General features: G+C 69.6%; 14 protein-coding genes. 6 read left to right on the forward strand and 8 right to left on the reverse strand.

Annotation, left to right across the window (positions count from 1 at the left end; translation table 11 throughout):
* Nucleotides 1-936, reverse strand: a complete 936-nt coding sequence (locus tag AAF430_01050; protein ID MEM7408805.1) for an SDR family NAD(P)-dependent oxidoreductase — start codon at nucleotides 934-936, stop codon at nucleotides 1-3.
* Nucleotides 933-1,508, reverse strand: a complete 576-nt coding sequence (locus AAF430_01055; protein ID MEM7408806.1) for a TetR/AcrR family transcriptional regulator — start codon at nucleotides 1,506-1,508, stop codon at nucleotides 933-935. Before AAF430_01055 ends, AAF430_01050 begins: the two co-directional genes overlap by 4 nt.
* Before the next feature lie 195 nt (nucleotides 1,509-1,703).
* Between AAF430_01055 and AAF430_01060 the strand changes: the two genes are divergently transcribed.
* Nucleotides 1,704-2,120 (forward strand): hypothetical protein, encoded by a 417-nt coding sequence (locus tag AAF430_01060; GenBank protein MEM7408807.1) that lies wholly within the window; start codon nucleotides 1,704-1,706, stop codon nucleotides 2,118-2,120.
* Nucleotides 2,121-2,212: 92 nt separating this feature from the next.
* Here AAF430_01060 and AAF430_01065 read toward each other — a convergent pair whose 3' ends face one another.
* From AAF430_01065 to AAF430_01075, 3 genes are all read right to left on the reverse strand, one after another.
* On the reverse strand, nucleotides 2,213-2,824 hold the full coding sequence (locus tag AAF430_01065) for a PEP-CTERM sorting domain-containing protein (protein ID MEM7408808.1): 612 nt from the start codon (nucleotides 2,822-2,824) through the stop codon (nucleotides 2,213-2,215).
* Nucleotides 2,825-2,970: 146 nt separating this feature from the next.
* Nucleotides 2,971-4,347 (reverse strand): sulfatase-like hydrolase/transferase, encoded by a 1,377-nt coding sequence (locus AAF430_01070; GenBank protein ID MEM7408809.1) that lies wholly within the window; start codon nucleotides 4,345-4,347, stop codon nucleotides 2,971-2,973.
* On the reverse strand, nucleotides 4,337-6,775 hold the full coding sequence (locus AAF430_01075; GenBank protein MEM7408810.1) for a tetratricopeptide repeat protein: 2,439 nt from the start codon (nucleotides 6,773-6,775) through the stop codon (nucleotides 4,337-4,339). The genes AAF430_01070 and AAF430_01075 overlap by 11 nt, the downstream gene beginning before the upstream one ends.
* A 163-nt stretch (nucleotides 6,776-6,938) precedes the next feature.
* On the opposite strand from AAF430_01075, the gene AAF430_01080 reads away from it, so the two are divergent.
* The 4 genes from AAF430_01080 (at nucleotide 6,939) to AAF430_01095 (ending at nucleotide 11,735) form a co-directional block, all read left to right on the forward strand.
* Entirely contained in the window at nucleotides 6,939-7,856 is a 918-nt protein-coding gene (locus AAF430_01080) for a hypothetical protein (GenBank protein ID MEM7408811.1), read from the forward strand.
* 68 nt (nucleotides 7,857-7,924) lie between these two features.
* Nucleotides 7,925-10,159 (forward strand): TonB-dependent receptor, encoded by a 2,235-nt coding sequence (locus AAF430_01085; protein ID MEM7408812.1) that lies wholly within the window; start codon nucleotides 7,925-7,927, stop codon nucleotides 10,157-10,159.
* 14 nt (nucleotides 10,160-10,173) lie between these two features.
* Complete coding sequence (locus AAF430_01090) at nucleotides 10,174-11,325, forward strand: PepSY-associated TM helix domain-containing protein (protein ID MEM7408813.1); 1,152 nt, start codon at nucleotides 10,174-10,176, stop codon at nucleotides 11,323-11,325.
* Nucleotides 11,322-11,735 (forward strand): hypothetical protein, encoded by a 414-nt coding sequence (locus AAF430_01095; protein ID MEM7408814.1) that lies wholly within the window; start codon nucleotides 11,322-11,324, stop codon nucleotides 11,733-11,735. The genes AAF430_01090 and AAF430_01095 overlap by 4 nt, the downstream gene beginning before the upstream one ends.
* Here the strand turns inward: AAF430_01095 and AAF430_01100 are convergent.
* Entirely contained in the window at nucleotides 11,732-12,733 is a 1,002-nt protein-coding gene (locus AAF430_01100; GenBank protein MEM7408815.1) for a hypothetical protein, read from the reverse strand. The two genes, AAF430_01095 and AAF430_01100, sit on opposite strands and share 4 nt — an antisense overlap.
* A 355-nt stretch (nucleotides 12,734-13,088) precedes the next feature.
* Here AAF430_01100 and AAF430_01105 point away from each other — a divergent pair, with 355 nt between their 5' ends.
* Nucleotides 13,089-14,642 carry an acetyl-CoA acetyltransferase gene (locus AAF430_01105; GenBank protein MEM7408816.1) on the forward strand — a complete coding sequence of 518 codons (1,554 nt, stop codon included), beginning with the start codon at nucleotides 13,089-13,091 and terminating at the stop codon, nucleotides 14,640-14,642.
* A gap of 16 nt (nucleotides 14,643-14,658) precedes the next feature.
* Here the strand turns inward: AAF430_01105 and AAF430_01110 are convergent, their stop codons facing one another.
* Nucleotides 14,659-15,171: a hypothetical protein gene (locus tag AAF430_01110; protein ID MEM7408817.1), complete on the reverse strand. Its 513-nt coding sequence runs from the start codon at nucleotides 15,169-15,171 to the stop codon at nucleotides 14,659-14,661.
* Between the two features lie 74 nt (nucleotides 15,172-15,245).
* Nucleotides 15,246-15,839: an SCO family protein gene (locus AAF430_01115; protein MEM7408818.1), complete on the reverse strand. Its 594-nt coding sequence runs from the start codon at nucleotides 15,837-15,839 to the stop codon at nucleotides 15,246-15,248.
* Nucleotides 15,840-15,846: the final 7 nt, after the last annotated feature.

Genomic DNA, 15,846 nt, shown 5'->3' on the forward strand with positions numbered 1-15,846 from the left:
TCAGCGCAGGTCTTCGAGGCATTCCCAGAGCGCCTTGGCGCCCGCGGCGTTCGCCGCGGGGTCGCGCGGGTCGAGTTCGACCCGCCCGAGCACGTTGTGGTAGTAGCTCCCGCTCGTCAGCTCGGGCTGGGTGGCGCAGAAGAGCGTCGTCTGAGCGCCGGCGGCGAGGGGCAGCATGATCGCGCGCTTGAGGCCTGCCGCTCCAGACACGCCCAGCTCCGAAGCGATCACGCCGGGGTGCACCGCGTGGACGCGCAGGTCGGGCCGCCGCTCCGCCCATTCTCGTGCTTGCCAGAGGTTGCCGAGCTTGCTGCGACAGTACGCGAGTTGGCCGCCGAGCGGCGTGCGGTAGCGGAAGTCCGGGGTGCATTCCGAAGCCAGGATGTAGATGTCGCCGGTTACGAAGATCACCCGCGCGTTGTCCGCGAGGAGCCCCCGCGCGATCGCCCCTTGGAGCAGGGCCTGGTGGCCGAGCACGTTCGTGGCGAACGCGACCTCGTGACCCTGCGCCGACCGCGCGTAGCGCGTGGGCCAGAGGCCCGCATTCGCAACGAACAGATCCAGGGGACGCCCCGGAGCGAGTTGCTCGGCGAGCGCGTCGAGGCTGTGGGCGATGGCATCGAGGTCGGCGAGATCGAGGGCGAGGAAATGGGCGTCGCCGGCGGAGCGCTGCGCGAGTTCGCGCGCCACCGACGCCCCGCTACGGGCGTCGCGCGAGGCCATCCAGACCTGGGCGCCGCGTTCGGCGAGCCCCTGGCTGGTGGCGAGTCCGATCCCTCGGCTCCCCCCGGTGACGAGCGCGCGGGCGCCGTCGAGCCGCGGCGTGTCGGGGCAGTGCGGCGTGCGGGCGGCCTGACGCCAGCCGCCCAGGGCGAGTCGTCGGGCGGCCGAGATCGACGGGTGGCGGGTCACCCGCTCGGCGAAGGGCACGCTCACGCGTCCGCTCCGGCTTGCCTGGCACCGAGCAACGCACGGACCGCGCCCACCACTTCCCGGAGCCAGGCGTCTTCTTCCGCCCAGCGGTCTTCGAGTACGAGACGCCGCACCGCCGTGTCGACGATGGCGAAGATCAGAGTCGCGACGATCTCCGGATCCATTCGGCGCAGATGGCCGCGCGCGCTCCAACCGGCAAGCAGGGCTGCGAGGCCCTGCGTCACCCGCTCCCGCTTCGCTGCGAACCCGGCTTCCAGGTCTTCCTGGTCGCCGTCCATCGCGAACACGCGGTAGGCGTCCGGGGCCTGCTGCGCGTAGTGGAACAGGGCGCGAATCAGGGTCTCGGGATCGGGCGGCGGCGCGGCGGGGTCGAGGCCCGCGAAGGCAACCCCCAGCACACGATCGCCTTCGCGCACGCCGACCTCGGCGAGGAGGGCGCGCTTGGTCGGGAAGTGGTGGAAGAGGGTGCCTTCGGACACGCCGGCGGCGCTTGCAATGGTCGCGGTGGTGGTGCCGCCGAAGCCGGAGGTGGCGAAGAGCTCGGTCGCAGCGGCGACGAGGCGCTCTCGGGCCACGGCGCGCGGGGCGTCGGAGCGCGGGCGTCCTGCCTTCGCGCGCCGCTTGCGAGGGGAGTGGCGCTGCTTCTGGCGGGAGGCTTCCGCGGGTCTGGCTTTCTTCGCATTTCGTGTCACACTCGAATATTATCGAGTACAACTCGAAATAGCCAACCCGATTCGCGCTTCCAGGCGCGCCCGTCCCGAGAGGATCCCATGCGAAAGACCGAACCCTGGCAGCGAGTCGCGCTGCTCCTGGCAATCGCCGCCGCCACCCTGGGCGCGGGCATCTCCGACCTCGATCGCGAGGTCGTGACGCTCACGACCGACGCCGACGGCACGCTCCGCGAGCGCCGGATCTGGTTCGCCGAGCTCGACGGCTCGCTCTTCATTCGCACCACGCCTCGCGCCACCTGGGGGCAGAACGTCGCGCGCACCGGCGACGTGGAACTGCGCGCCGGCGAGCAGACCTACGCGTTCGCGGCGGTGCGGGTCGACGCACCGGCGGACCTCGATCGGATTCACGAGCGCTTCCGCGAGAAATACGGCCGTGACGACTGGTGGGCCGACCGCCTGCGGTTCTTCTTCGGCGGGAAGGTGACGTACCGCCTCGAGCCGCTTCCGGAGCCCTGAGGCGGGACGCGTGCCTGTCGAGCGCGCGGAAACGAAAACGGCCGCGGCGCTCGGTGCGCCGCGGCCGTGCGTTCCGGTCTGGGGCCGTTGGCCTAGCGACGCGCTCGCGCGCGCGTGAAGCCGGCGAGGCCCGCGAGGCCGAGGCCGAGCAGCCAGGCGGTGCTGGGCTCGGGAACCACCGTGCGGCTCAGCTCGATGCCCGTCACCGCGAAGGCGAAGGGCGCGATGAGGGTCGCATTGAAGGTTCCGAGGACCAGGCCGGCAGCCGACAGCCCTCCGCCCGGAGGCGAAGCGGCCAGCGTCAGGTTGCCGGACAGCAGGAACGACGGCGGGAGCGGCGCGTTGATCGCGCCCGTGCCGACGAGTCCTGCCGACAGGATCCCCGTGACCGGCGCGAGCAGCCCGAACACCGTGGAGCCATTGAGCGGCTGGGTGATCTGGAAGCCGAGGCCCGTCAGCGAGAACGCACCGCTGCTGAGCGTGCCGCCCACCGTCGGAGCGCCACCGGCGTAGAGCACGTTGTAGGTACCCGCCGTCACGTTGATGTTGGGACCACCCAGGTTGATGGTGCCGCCCGTGATCCCGTAGCTCACCTGCACCGGCGCCGCGGAGGCGGAGGAGCCGATGAGCAACAGGGCCGCAGAGGCGGCGGCGATGGCCGCGAAGCGAGCGGCCCGAATCCGATTCAGAACAGAAAACAGCATGAAATGTCCCCTTCCCAAAGAACGTGGGGCGCATGCTACCGCCCGGGTGTCTTCCCCTCCAGATGAAAATGGATTGCATTTTCAAAAACTGGGCGAAAATGTGCCGAAAATGGCCCAGTTGTGGGGGCTCTTCTCTACGGTTGGGACTAGCGGAGGTAGCCCATCGCCCGCAGCCGCTCGGCGATCGCCGGGTCGATCCGAACGTCTTCCGCGCGCACGTCCTGGGCCTGGTGGGTGCGTTGGTGGTCGGCGAATCCGGCCCGGAGCGCGTCCCGCTGCTCGGGCTCCCGCTCCGCCAGGTTCAGGTTCTCGCCTGGGTCGACCCGACGATCGAACAGGTACTCGGCGCCGGGGGCGTCCGCTTCGTTTCGATAGGCGTCTGGACTCTCGGGCGGGACGGCCGGAGCGTTGCGCGCGTAGACCCATGCCCCGCGGTGGAACGATTCCTGGATCGCAGCGTCGGGGAAGAGCGGAAATCCCAGCGCCGCGGCCGACGGCCGATCCCGGCGGGCTTCGTCCGTCGCGTCGGTCATGAGGGGGAGCAGCGATTCGCCGGCGAACGCCTCGGGCACGGGGACGCCGGCCATCTCCAGCAGGGTCGGGGCCACGTCGAGGTTGCGAACCCGCGTCGCCACGCGCACCGGTTCGGTGGCGAAGGGCAGGCGCCACACGAGGGGCACTTCGAGGACCGCCGAGAACACGTTGCGGGCGTGCCCGTGCACGCCGTGCTCCCCGAAGGTCTCGCCGTGATCCGACCCGAGCACCATCACCGTCTCCTGGCCGCGCGCTCCGCGCTCGACCGCGACGCGAACCCGACGCACCGCATCGTCGACCCAGCGAATCGACGCGACGTAGTCGGCTTCCGCACCCGTGCCGAAGGACTTGAACTCGGGTGGGGCCGCGTACTCGTGCACGTCCATGAAGTGCAGGTAGAGAAAGATCGGACGCTCGGGATCGCGCTCCGTGAGGAGTCGCTCGGCCTCGGTGACGACGCGATCCGCGTGTGGCCAGAGGGACGAGTGGTCGGCCCGTTGCTGGCCGTCGGCCCCTTTCGGAAACAGATAGCGGTCGAACCCCTGGTGGAACCCGAAACTCTGGTGCAGCCACCCGTTGGTTTGAACACCGTAGGTCGCGTAGCCCGAGTCCTGGAGCTGCTCGGCCAGCGTGAGCGCACGTTCACTCAGTCCATCGTCGGGCAATTGGATGGCGTGACTGGTCGGCCAGAGGGAGGTCATGAGCGACGCCATCGAGATCTTCGTCCAGGAGGACTGGGCCAGGACCTTCTCGAAGACCACACCGCGCTGGGCCCACGCCTCGAGTTCGGGCGTCGTGGGGCGCGCTTCTCCGTAGGGCGTCGTTCGGTCGGCGCGCAGGGTGTCGACCACGATCAGCACGAGGTCCGGATGCGGGATCTCGGCGAGGCGTGCGGCGATCGTCCCGCGCGGCGCCGCGTCGTCGCAAGCGACGAACGCGAGCAGGCAGACCGCGAGCGCGCCAATCCGGCGCTGCAGGCTACGGCCCACGCAGGATCTCGCGGCCCAGCGATGCGTGGGGACGGCCGGCTTCGGTATCGAGCCAGGGCTGGAGCAGGCCTTCGGCGTCGGTCCTCCGGTCGCTCGCCATGTACGCGCGCGCCAGGTTCAGACGAACGCCAGGGACTTCGGGGAGAGCGGCGTGGGCTTCCTCGAGAAGCGAGACGGCGCGGGTCGCCAGACCCCGCTCGAGGTAGAGCGCACCGACGGTATCCGCCACGTAGGGATTGCCGTCGGAGAGGCGATAGGCCTCTTGCGCCGCGGTCAACGCGGCCTCGGTGTCGCCACGCTGGGCGAGGAGGTCCGCCAGGTTGTTGTGAGGACGAAAGTCGGTCGAGTCGAGCGCGATGGCGCGCCGATAGGCGTCGATGGCTCCGTCGGTGTCTCCCTGGCCGCTTCCCGCCCGTGCGACACCGAGCCAGAAGTGCGCTTCGGCATCCTCGGCGCCCGCGGCCAGGTAGCGCTCGCAGTCCTCGACGGCGCCCGCAAAGCGCCCCGCGGCGGTGCGGAAGCGACACCGAACGCGGAGTGGGGTGGCGTCTTCGGGCGCGAGTTCCAACGCGCGGCTGGTCGCGGCATCGGCTTCTTCGATGGCTCCGGCGGCGAAGCCGACCTCGGCGAGCAGCGCCTGGGCGGGGGCGTGCTCCGGGAAGCGCGAGACGGCAGCGCGCGCCTCCTGGAGGCCCCGATGCGCGTCTCCCAGGGCGTGGAAGCGCGCGATCTCGACGACGGCCCAGGTGTCGTCCGCATGCGCCTGCGCCAATCGCTCGATCTCGGGCAGGGCCTCGCCGTCCCGTCCCGCGCGTCGCAGCCACTGTGCGTACCAGACGCCGAAGCGCGCCGACTCCGGAAAGCGCTCGCGCGCCTCGCGCGCGATCTCGACGCTGTCCCGCAGTCGGGTGGCCGGTCCCGAAGCGCGCGCTCGTTCATTGCGCCGTTGACGTGCCTGCAGGAGCAGCGCCCAGGCATCCTCCGAGTCCGGCGCCATGCGTGCCCAGCGTGCCGAGGTGGCTTCCGCTTCCTGCCACTGACCGCGGAGCGCCGAGAGGCGCGCGAGCGCGGCGACGGGCTCGGCCCAGCCCTGGTCGCGCACCATTGCGAGCCCGTAGCGCCGCGCCGCTCCCTCGAGATCCCCCTGGGCCTCCCGGGCTCGACCGAACCAGTACTGTGTCGGTGCCAGGTCGAGCTCGGACACCACCTCGGAGAGCACATCGGCGGCGCCTTGCGCATCGCCGCTGAAGAGAGCGAGGCGCCCGCGTAGGTAGTCGGCGCGCACGGCCACGGCATCGGGGAGGCGCGCGTAGTCGTCGATGCAGTCGTCCGCCGCCTCGACCGCGCCCCGGTCGAGGCTCAGCTCGCACGAGAGGAGCTTCACCGCGGCCACGGGGGCGCGCTCGGCCTGCCACGAAGCGAGCGCGGCTTCGGCAGCGTCGAGATCTCCGCGCGCCATCAGGCGCTGGACCCAGGGCACGACCGCGAGGGACGACGCGCTCCCTTCCGCGTAGCGTTGCAGGGCGGCGTCGGCTTCCTCCGGCTTCCGCTCCAACGCGGCGGCGGATGCGCGGATCATCTCGAGCTCGGCCTGGGTCGGATCCGCGGCGAGGGCCGTATCGACCGCCTGGCGCAGCGGTCCGGCATCCCCCGTCGTCTGGGCGAGTGCGATCCAGAGTTGCCACGAGGCGAGGTCCGACGGAACGGCGTCGAGTCGGTCGGTGAGCCAGCGCTGCGCAGCGTCGTGTTCTCCGCGGGCGATCTGCAGTTGGGCGCGGACGCGTTCGAAGGTGGCGAGTGACTCGGGGTCGTCGCCCAGCGCGGCGAGGGCGGCGTCCGCGGCCGCGCTCGCTTCTTCGGTGCGCCCTTCGGCGAGGTAGAGCTGTACCCGGGCGAGGTGGCTCGCGGGGTGAGAAGGGTCGAGGTCGCGGGCCCGATCGAGCGAACCGACCGCGGCGTCGAGGTCGCCGAGGTCGAGCTGCGCCTCGGCCATCAGCAACAGCGCGTCCCGACCGCGGACGGTGTCGTCCACCCAGCGACCCGCGCTGGCGACCGCGAGAGCCGGGTTCTGCACCAGCAACGCGGTGCGTGCCAGGGCGAGTCGCACGTCCGGGTCGTTCGGGAACTTCTCGGCACCGACCTCGAGGAGCCAGAGCGCGTCGGGCGCTTCGCCTGCGCGAGAGAACAGCTCGGCGAGTTCGACGAGCTCGGCAGGCTCTTCAGGAACCACGCCGCGCAGATCGGCCAGCGCCGCGACGGCGGCTTGCCGGTCCTCGCGCGCGATGGCAAGCGGAACCTGCTCGCGCGCTGCGTCGAGCTCCCGCTCGTCGGAATCGCAGGCGAGTCCGCACACGACCGCACAGAGCACCGTCGCCACCAGGGCAGGGCGGGTCGCGACGCGGCAGAGGAAGGAAGGGAGGGACGACACGGCGGGCAGGCTAGCGGGTGGAGTGAGCGGCCTTGGGGCGCGGTCGGAATCGACCCGCGCTCTCTGGCTCTGGACTTTCTGAAGTTGACATTCATTTTCAATAAGCGCACCTTCCGGCGCGCCGGGTGGGTTCCACCCGGGCTCGGCCCTCTGGAGGCTCCCCATGCGGTTGGCGGCGTTGGCACTGACTTGGCTTTCGACGGCCGTAATGATGGCGATCCCGGTGTCTGCCGTTCCTCAGAGTTGGGACATCGACGAGACCCAGAGCCAGCTCGTCTTCACGATCCCGGACTCGCCCGATTTCGTGATGGTTCCGAGCGCCGAGTTCCCGCCGTTCATCGCCCTGATCCTGAAGTTCCGCAACCAGACCAGCCTGGACTTCGGGCCCTGGAACGACGGAAACGCGGCCGATCTCGACGGCACGGTCGCTTCGGACTACGTCGCGGGCACCTCGATTGCCTTCACCTCGGGCACCCACCTGATCGGCGGGCTCGACTCGGGCAGCTACCGGCCCAACCCCGCGTCGTTCAACCCCGCGCTCGTGAACGCGCAGAACCCGAACGGTCAGTACTCGGATGCAACGACCGGGACGGCCACGATCGGGGCGCGGGTGCGCGGTGAGACGATCACCGGCTTCGAAACCGATGGGTCCTTCCTGAGCTTCGACGATCTGCAGTTCGATATTTCGAGCGCCGGGCCGATCACGATCACCGGCACCAGCTTCGACAGCACCGCCCTCACCGTCGGCATCTCTGCGATGACGATGGACTACGACGGGTTGGTCACCCTGGCCGGCCAGCCGATCCTGGACCAGTTGGACACGGTGTTGCCGACGAGCGGCTTGATCGGCCCGAACACGGCCACAGGCGGCACCATCGCGCCCTCGGCCGGGAACCCGAGCATCCCGCAGATCACGATCCCGATCGACGTGGACGTCACCTTCGATCTCAACGGGCTCCCGATCGACGGCACCCTCACGGGCCAGATCGTGGCACTGCCCGAGCCCTCTCTGCGTGCGTCGCTCATCTGTGGCGCGGTCGCCTTGTTCGCTCTCGCACGCGGACGCTCGCGAAGGCGCTAGCCATTCTGCTCGCCACCCCCCAACTGCGGACGCTTCGGCGTGTCGCCGCCCGGACCCTTGTGCTGGCGTTGGCGTGGACGCTCGTGGCAGGAGGCGCCGCAGCGCAGGACTCTGACGACGAAGAGCCGGCCGACGACGAGACGCTTTCGCTGGGAGACATCTTCGTCACGGCCCAGGGGCGGCGCGAGAAGCAGGAGACGATCCCCATCAGCCTGACGGCGTTCTCCGGACGCGACATCGAGGAGCGCCAGATCGAGGGCGTCCAGGAGTACTTCCTCCAGACGCCGAACGTGAGCTTCACGAACAATGGCAACCGGGCGCGTAGCCAGGTGGCCGTGCGCGGTGTGGGCAACATCGGCGGCCGTGCCAACACGTTGGGCATCTACGTCGACGGCTTCAACGTCGCGCCGGGGCAGTCGATCCGTACCTTCGATCCGGCGCTCATCGACATCGAGAGCCTGGCGATCCTGCGCGGGCCCCAGGGCACCTACTTCGGCCGCAACGCGACCGCCGGCGCGATCAGCATAACGACGGTGAAGCCTCAGCAAGAGTGGGGCGGATCGGCCGAGATCGGTTTCGAGCGCTTCAATACCTGGAAGGCCCGGGCCGTGGTCAACGCTCCGATTCTGAAGGACGTGCTGGCCGTCCGCGTGGCCAGCTACGTCGAGCAGTCGGATGGGTTCATCGAGAACACCGGGCCGGGCAGCGAGGCCGACCTCATCGCCGGTGGTGGTCGCGCGTCCTTGCGCTGGACGCCGACAGAGAACTTCACCTATGACGTGAGTGCACGACTCACCCGCTCCGACCAGGGCGCCAACAACTTCGTGGCGCGCGATCCCATGACGCTGGATGTGCCAGATCGCCTCCGAATCGCGACCGATTTCAACCAGCGCTCCCGCAATGAGGGCTTCTTGATCGTCGGCAACGGCACCCTCGATTTCGGGCTCGCGAAACTCACGTCGATCACGGGCTACATCACCAACGACTATCTCGAGGTCAACGACCGGGACGAGACGATCGCGGCCGAACTCGTTGGTACTGCGGGCAACGACCTCGAGTCGATGAGCCAGGAGGTCCGCATCGATGTCACGCTCTTCGATCAGGTCGATCTGATCGTCGGGGGCATCATCGCCCGGGACGAGCTGGGCACAGACGGGGTGTTCTTCACCGACCGTGACAACCGGTTCAACGACACGATCTTCGAGCTCAGTCTCGACGAGGAGACGGAGACCTGGGCCGTGTTCGCCGACGCCGTCTGGCATGCGACCCCCCAGCTCGATGTCGGCCTGACCGAATGGGGGATCCGGCCGCGAGTCGACATCACGCTTGGCGGGCGCCATACCGAGGTGGTCACCGAGCGAAAGGACCGGCAGAGCGCCCTGTTCTTCCCCGGCTTTCCGCCCACGGTCGCAACGAATCCGGGCCAGCGCGAGCGCGATCGGGACTTCTCGTACCGCGCGATCCTCACCATCCACCTCAACGACTCGGTGCTCGCCTACGTCTCGAACTCGACGGGCTTCAAGAACGGTGGGGGGACGGGCATCGTCGATCTCGGGGAGGCGCGGACCTTCGATGACGAGCGGATCCGCAGCTGGGAGGCCGGCCTCAAGGCGCGGCTCTTCCAGGAGCGGCTGCGGCTCACCGGCGCGGTCTTTCGCTACGACTGGAAAGACTTGCAGGTGCGCACGGCCGGGGATCCGATGTTCCCGAGCCTGATCCAGGTTCAGAATGCGGCGCGCGCCCGGAGCGAGGGATTCGAGGTCGAGGCGACGGCGCTTCCGTGCCGCGGATTGGACCTGATCATCCCATGCAACGGCCTCGAACTCGGCTTCGGAGCCGGCTACGTCAAGGCGGAGTACGAGCGTTTCCGCGACGCCTCATTCGAGGGAGCCCCGGCGGGAGGAGCCGACCTCACCGGCGAGGTGCTGCCGCGCGCGCCGGAATGGACCTTGAACGGCTACGGGCAGTACACCTTTCCTGCGATCAATACCGGGCGCCTCGGGCTCGTGGCCGCGTTCCTGCGCGGAGAATGGTCCTACGTCGACGACACCTTCTTCGATGTCGGCGCGAGCTTCCTGAAGCGGACCACGCAAGATCGTCGGTTCTTCGTTCCTTCCTACAGCGTGGTCAATCTGCGGGCGGGCTTCGAATCGGATCGCTTCCGATTGGTCGGCTACGTCGAGAACCTCGCCGACAGGAAGTACTTCACGGGGGTCCGCCGCTCGTTCCAGGGGGACGCATTCCCTGAGCGCGTCGACCCCCACCCGCGTATCTTCGGGATCCGGCTCACCGCATACCTGTAAGGGCAATCCTCCGAGTGAGGAAGGAAGCGAAGAAGGCTCGGCGCCGCTGGTGGTTCTGGCTCCACTCCTGGTTGGGCCTGAAACTGTCGATCCTGCTCGGGTTCGTGCTGGCCACGGGAACCCTCGCGGTCCTCAGCCACGAAGTCGACTGGTTGCTCGAACCGGCGATGCGCGCGGACGGGATCGAACCGGAGGCGATTGCCTGGGGAGCCGCGTTCGACGCAGCCCGGCGCGAACGCCCCGAGGCCGCGTGGTTGAGCTTGACCCGACCCGTCGGGGACGGGTTCGCGCTCCAGGCGACGCTCATTACCTCCTGGGGCGAGCCGGTGCGGCTGTGGCTCGACCCGCGCGACGGGTCGTTCCAGGGGGAGACGCGTTGGTTCAACGTGCAGCGTTTCTTCCGAATGGTGCACCGCCACCTGATGTTGCCGCCGAAGGTCGGCATTCCCATCGTGTCGGCGCTTTCACTGCCTTTGCTCTTGTCCCTCGTCAGTGGCCTCGTGATCTACGGGAAGTTCTGGCGCGGCTTCTTTCGCCGGCCTCGTTTCGAGCGACGGCCCCGTCTCTGGCTGGGGGATCTCCACCGTCTGGCCGGCGTCTGGAGCGCGTGGTTCGTCGCGCTGATGTCGATCACGGGGATGTGGTACCTGGTCGAGAGCCTGGGAGGCGATGCGCCCGTGGTGTTGACGGTCGAAGTGCCGGCGCGCGACGAGCGACTGCCGGCCGACTTCGATGGAGCGCGCCTCGATGCCGCCGTCGAAAGCGCCCGAGCCCAGCTGCCCGGGCTGGCGGTCGAGTCGATCGTGTTTCCCGAAGAGGCGGACCGCGCCCTCGTGGTGGGCGGTCAGCTCACGGCGAGTCTGGTGCGATCGCGCTCCAACGCGGTCCACTTCGACCCCATTACCGGTGCGGTTCTGGGAAGTCGTCGCGGGGAGGAACTCGGCGTCCATCAGCGCCTGTCCGAGGCGGCAGATCCGCTGCACTTCGGGACCTTCGGCGGGCTGACGACGAAGTTCCTCTGGTTCGTCGCGGGTCTCTTCCTCACCGGTCTCGCGATCAGCGGGGCGCTCGTCTACGTCGAACGGATCCGACAGGGACTCGAGCGCGGGCAGCTGGGTCGACGCGGGTCGGCAGAGAGTGAGACTCGGCCCGAGGTGTCGGCATGAGCGCTCGATGGCGTATCTGGTGGACCGGCCTCGGGCCCTTGCGCTGGCCCACGCTGCTCTTGCCGGCGGTCGCGCTCGTTCTGAGCGTCGTCTACGAGCCGGTTCCGTGGGGCTGGCGGGATCACGGCGCGCACACCCTCGGCGAGGCGGAGGCGAAGCTCTTCACGCGCGGACGGGTACGCGCGGGACGCGACCTGGAGCTTCGGCTCGAGCTCTCCCGCGACGCGTCGTTCGGTCTGGAGATCGTCGAGGGACCGCGGGTGCGCGTCGAGCCCGAGCGCGATCCCGAGTCCGAGTCGCACGCCTTCGAGACGTCCCTCGCCGTACCGCCCGGCGCGGAGCGCGTGGTCATCCGGCTCTTCGACGCACGCTTCCAGGAGGTGCGTTGGGATCTGGGTCGGCCGCGCTAGGTCGCGCGGGTCTGGACGCGACGTGCGGCGTAGATCAGAGCGGCGGCGAGGGCGCCGAGGCCCCACCCGCCCAGCGCGGGGACGGCGGGCGGCGTCACGCCCAACGCGACCCCTCGAGGTCCGCTCCCCGCCGCGGCCGGAAACGCCGAGTGCAGATTGATCAGCTGGGTCAGCCCGCCACCGGACAGGTCGGCGCTGAACAAGCCCTCGGCGCTGGAGCCGCTCACGCCGTCGACGGTGACGTAGAGGGTCTTGGCGTCGAGGGTGATCTCGCGGAGCACGGGGGGCCCAAAGAAGGCCGAGCGGTCGATGATCTCGACCGGGTTCCCGCCCTCGAGGTCCGAGCGGAAGACGCCGTCGAGCGCGTCGACCCAGAAGAGGTGGGTGTCGTTGACGGCGATGCCCGTAAACGCATCGGATGTGCTTCCGGTGACCAGCACGGTCGGGTTGGCGCCGTCCAGCTCCGCGCGCACGATCACGTCCGCGCTGACATCGGTCCAGTAGAGGAAGGTGTCGCTCGAGGCGAGCCCGACCGCATCGTAGTCGGGCGCCATCAGCCCGAGGTCCGTGGTGAAGTCGAGCAAGCGCGTCGGCACGGAGCCGTCGAGACGCGCGCGGAACAGGCCCTCCTGTTCCGAGTCGACCCAGTACACGAACGTGTCGGCCAGGGTCACACCGCGCGGCGCCCAGGATCCGGTTCCGTAGGGTCCCGTTCCGAATACAGCGACGAGGTCCACGATCTCTTTCGCTCCCGACCCGTCGAGGTCGGCGCGGAACAGGCTCTGCCCGTTCGCCCAGTAGAGGAAGAGGTTGTTGGCGGCGATCCCACTGGGCGCGCCACCGGTGTCGACGATCTCGCTGGCGCCGGATCCGTCGACCGCCGAACGGAACACGCCCCGGCGGGTCTGGTCGGTCCAGAACAACCGTTCCGAGACCATTGCGGCCGCGGCGGGGAATGCCGTCGACAGGCAGAGCACGAGCAGGAGGCAGCTTCTCATGCGCGGTGGGCTCCGGGCTTCGGGGGTACGACGGGCCACCGAGCGCACCCCTCCACGCGCGCAGGCAACCCACCTCAGACTGCAAGACATGGCAGCCGTCGTAAAGCGAACAATCCTGCGTAGGCGTGAAGCGCGCGTCACGAACGTGGTGAAACCCGCTGGAAAGGAGCGGACCTCCAACGGAAACTGCGCCCCGGTTGCGCGAGACGTGCGGCGGTCGCCTCGGCTTGGAATTCGGGGGTGGTACCAGGGGTGGGTCGGGACGGCCGGAGGGCTGGGAAGCGGGGCGGGTTGCTCGCCCGGCGGACGCGGGGTACCGGTGTTGCTCCCCGCACGCTGCGCGGCAAAGGGCGTCATGGATTTTTCAGCGGTTCCGGATGAAACCCCCGTTCTCGTCGGCGTCGGCCAGTGCGTCGATCGCGTCGGAGCGCCGGCCTACCAGGGCTGGTCGGCCGTCGAGATGGCTGTCGAAGCGAGTCGCGCGGCGATGGCGGACTCCGGTGCCGCCGACCGCATCGGTGCCGAGATCGATTGGATCGCGACGACGCGGACCTTCGACGACTCGGCGCGCCACTTGAAGCTTCCCTTCGGTCGCTCGAACAACTTTCCACGTTCCATCTGTCGGCGGCTCGGAATCCGCCCCGCGACGGCCACCTGGGAGGACGCCGGCGGGAACACGCCGCAATCCCTGTTGGCGGAAGCCTGTGAGCGCGTCGCATCGGGGGAATTCCGCGCGGCGCTGCTCACGGGCGCCGAGGCGATCGCGACGGCGCGCCATCTGGTGAAGACCGGGGGACAAGCCGACTGGTCGGAGGAGCTGGACGAAGCCGTCGAGGACCGTCAGGGCCAACAGATCCAGGGGATCCTCTCGATCCACTCCTACCGTCACGGTCTGTTGGCCGCACCGCCGCTCTACGGGCTCTGCGAGAACGCCCGACGCGGGCGCGCGGGAGCCGACCGCGCTGCCTGGCGCGCCGAGATGGCCACCTGGTTCGCACCCTTCTCGGCGTGCGCCGCGGCGAACCCCTACGCCTTCGCTGAGAATCCCGCGTATACCCCTGCCGAGATCGCTCAGGTGACCGCCGAGAACCGGCTGATCGCCGACCCCTATCCGCGCCTCGTGGTGGCGCAGGATCGGGTGAACCAGGGCGCTGCGGTGCTCGTCACCCGAGTCGACGTTGCGAGACGACTCGGCGTCGCTGCCGAGCAATGCGTGTTTCTGCACGGCTATGCAGCCGCGAAGGAGAAAGTCGTCGAGCACCGGGCGGATCCGAGCGCCTATCCCGCGGCGGTCGCGGCAACGCGCCTGGCGCTCGAGCGGGCGGGGATCGGTCTCGACGACCTGGCGGCCTTCGATTTCTACAGCTGCTTCCCGATCGCGGTGTCGAGTGTGGCCGAGGGGCTCGGCCTCGCGGCCGACGATCCGCGGGGTCTGACGGCGACCGGGGGCCTCCCGTACTTCGGCGGCCCCGGCAACAACTATTCGATGCACGCCATCGCCAGCGTGGTGGGGCGCTTGCGCGCCGACCCGGGCAGCGCAGGCTTCGTGGGAGCGAACGGCGGGTTCCTCTCGAAGTACGCCGTGGGGATCCTCTCGACCCGGCCCGCGCCTTTCCGCGCCTGGGACAGCGCGGCGCTGCAGGCCGAGATCGACGCGGTGGAGTCGCCGCCGTTCACCGAGACGCCCTCGGGCCGTGCCACCATCGAGACCTACACCCTGATGTACGGGCGCGACGGCAGCCCCGAGCAGGCCGTGATTCTCGGACGGCTCGCGGACGACGTGCGCTTCCTGGCCACGGCCAAGGAAGACGAGAGCGCCACCCTCGCCCAGATGGCGAAGGAAGAACCGCTCGGCGCGGCGGTCGTCGTGGAGACCGGCGAAGACGGCAATCGCTTCCGGCTCGCCTGAGGCGGAAGCGCTCTCCTCAACCGCGGGTGGGAACCGGTTGGAGTCCGTGCGGCGACGACTCCGGTGCGGTCGCGGGGATGGGCGCGGCGCGGAGGAACAGGCGCGGCAGCCAACCCACCCCGATCACGACGGCAAGGACGAGGTAGGCCGCTCCCACCTGGTCCTGTTCTGCCACCAGGTAGTAGTTGCACACGCGCACGGGTGCGGCCTTGTAGAGCCAGCCGAGGGTGACGAGCATCGAGACCGCGTTCGACCAGACGAAGGCCCGGGTGACGCCCGAGAGTCGGGGCCACGACCAGCCGAGCGGCAGACCCACGAGCAGCGGAATCGTCACGCACTTCAGAACGCCGACGACCGGGTTCTCGAGCGCGGCGTCGAGCATGCGCGGCAGCATCCAGATCGCCGCGGCGAAGAGCGCCACCAGCAGCGCGGACGGGGCAAATCGGTCCGCACCCCCGCGGCCGCGGGGCGCGAGTAGAAAGCCCGCGATCGCGAGGCTGGGGAGTTGCACCAGCGCGTGCGTGAGCATCCGCGTCTCGAGCCACCCGCCGAAGAACACAGCCGCGCTCGTCCACAACGCGAGTCCGATCGCGATCCGGCGCGTCACAGGCTGCGCGCCCAGGCCGCGATCGCGGCGCTGGCTTCCAGGTCGCTGATCCGTGCGAGACGCCCCTTGCGATCGATTCCGTGGATCGCCGCGTTGTGCTCGAAGCCGCGGCTCGGGCTCGGGACGGCCACGATCCCGAAGGTGGCGAGGGTGGTCTCGAGCTCTGCCGCATCGTCGATCCGGGCGAAGCGCCAGCGCGCGCCGTCGGCGCCGAAGTGGCGGGCCACGCGTGCGAGCTGCGCGACCGTGTCGTTCGCCGGGTCGAACGAAACGCTCACGAAGCGAAGGTCGCTCCCGCGCGCCTGTTCCGTTCGGACGAGCTCCCCGAGGTCCGAGCTCATCTTCTGACACACGTCCGGGCAGGTGGTGAAGATGAACTCGACGAGTACCGGGGAGCCCGCGTAGTCGTCCCAGGAGAACGCGAACCCGCGGTGATCGCGGAGGGATGCGGCGGGGAGAGGCCGCGGCGCATGTTCCACGTCGAGGCGTCGGGCGCCCTCCGTCGTGACGGCTCGGAAACCGTCCGTGGCGACGGCAAAGGACACGAGCCCCGCGACGACGACCGCTGCGACCGCTGCGCGCTCCATCATCTGGACC

The sequence above is a fragment of the Myxococcota bacterium genome, assembly GCA_039030075.1.
In the GTDB taxonomy this organism is placed as follows: domain Bacteria; phylum Myxococcota_A; class UBA9160; order UBA9160; family SMWR01; genus JAHEJV01.

Excerpts from the sequence above, each read along its gene's own strand:
- AAF430_01060 (MEM7408807.1), top strand. The coding sequence starts at position 1,704 with ATGCGAAAGACCGAACCCTGGCAGCGAGTCGCGCTGCTCCTGGCAATC.
- AAF430_01110 (MEM7408817.1), bottom strand. The coding sequence starts at position 15,171 with ATGCTCACGCACGCGCTGGTGCAACTCCCCAGCCTCGCGATCGCGGGC.
- AAF430_01080 (MEM7408811.1), top strand. The coding sequence starts at position 6,939 with ATGCGGTTGGCGGCGTTGGCACTGACTTGGCTTTCGACGGCCGTAATG.
- AAF430_01065 (MEM7408808.1), bottom strand. The coding sequence starts at position 2,824 with ATGCTGTTTTCTGTTCTGAATCGGATTCGGGCCGCTCGCTTCGCGGCC.
- AAF430_01095 (MEM7408814.1), top strand. The coding sequence starts at position 11,322 with ATGAGCGCTCGATGGCGTATCTGGTGGACCGGCCTCGGGCCCTTGCGC.
- AAF430_01115 (MEM7408818.1), bottom strand. The coding sequence starts at position 15,839 with ATGATGGAGCGCGCAGCGGTCGCAGCGGTCGTCGTCGCGGGGCTCGTG.
- AAF430_01105 (MEM7408816.1), top strand. The coding sequence starts at position 13,089 with ATGGATTTTTCAGCGGTTCCGGATGAAACCCCCGTTCTCGTCGGCGTC.
- AAF430_01100 (MEM7408815.1), bottom strand. The coding sequence starts at position 12,733 with ATGAGAAGCTGCCTCCTGCTCGTGCTCTGCCTGTCGACGGCATTCCCC.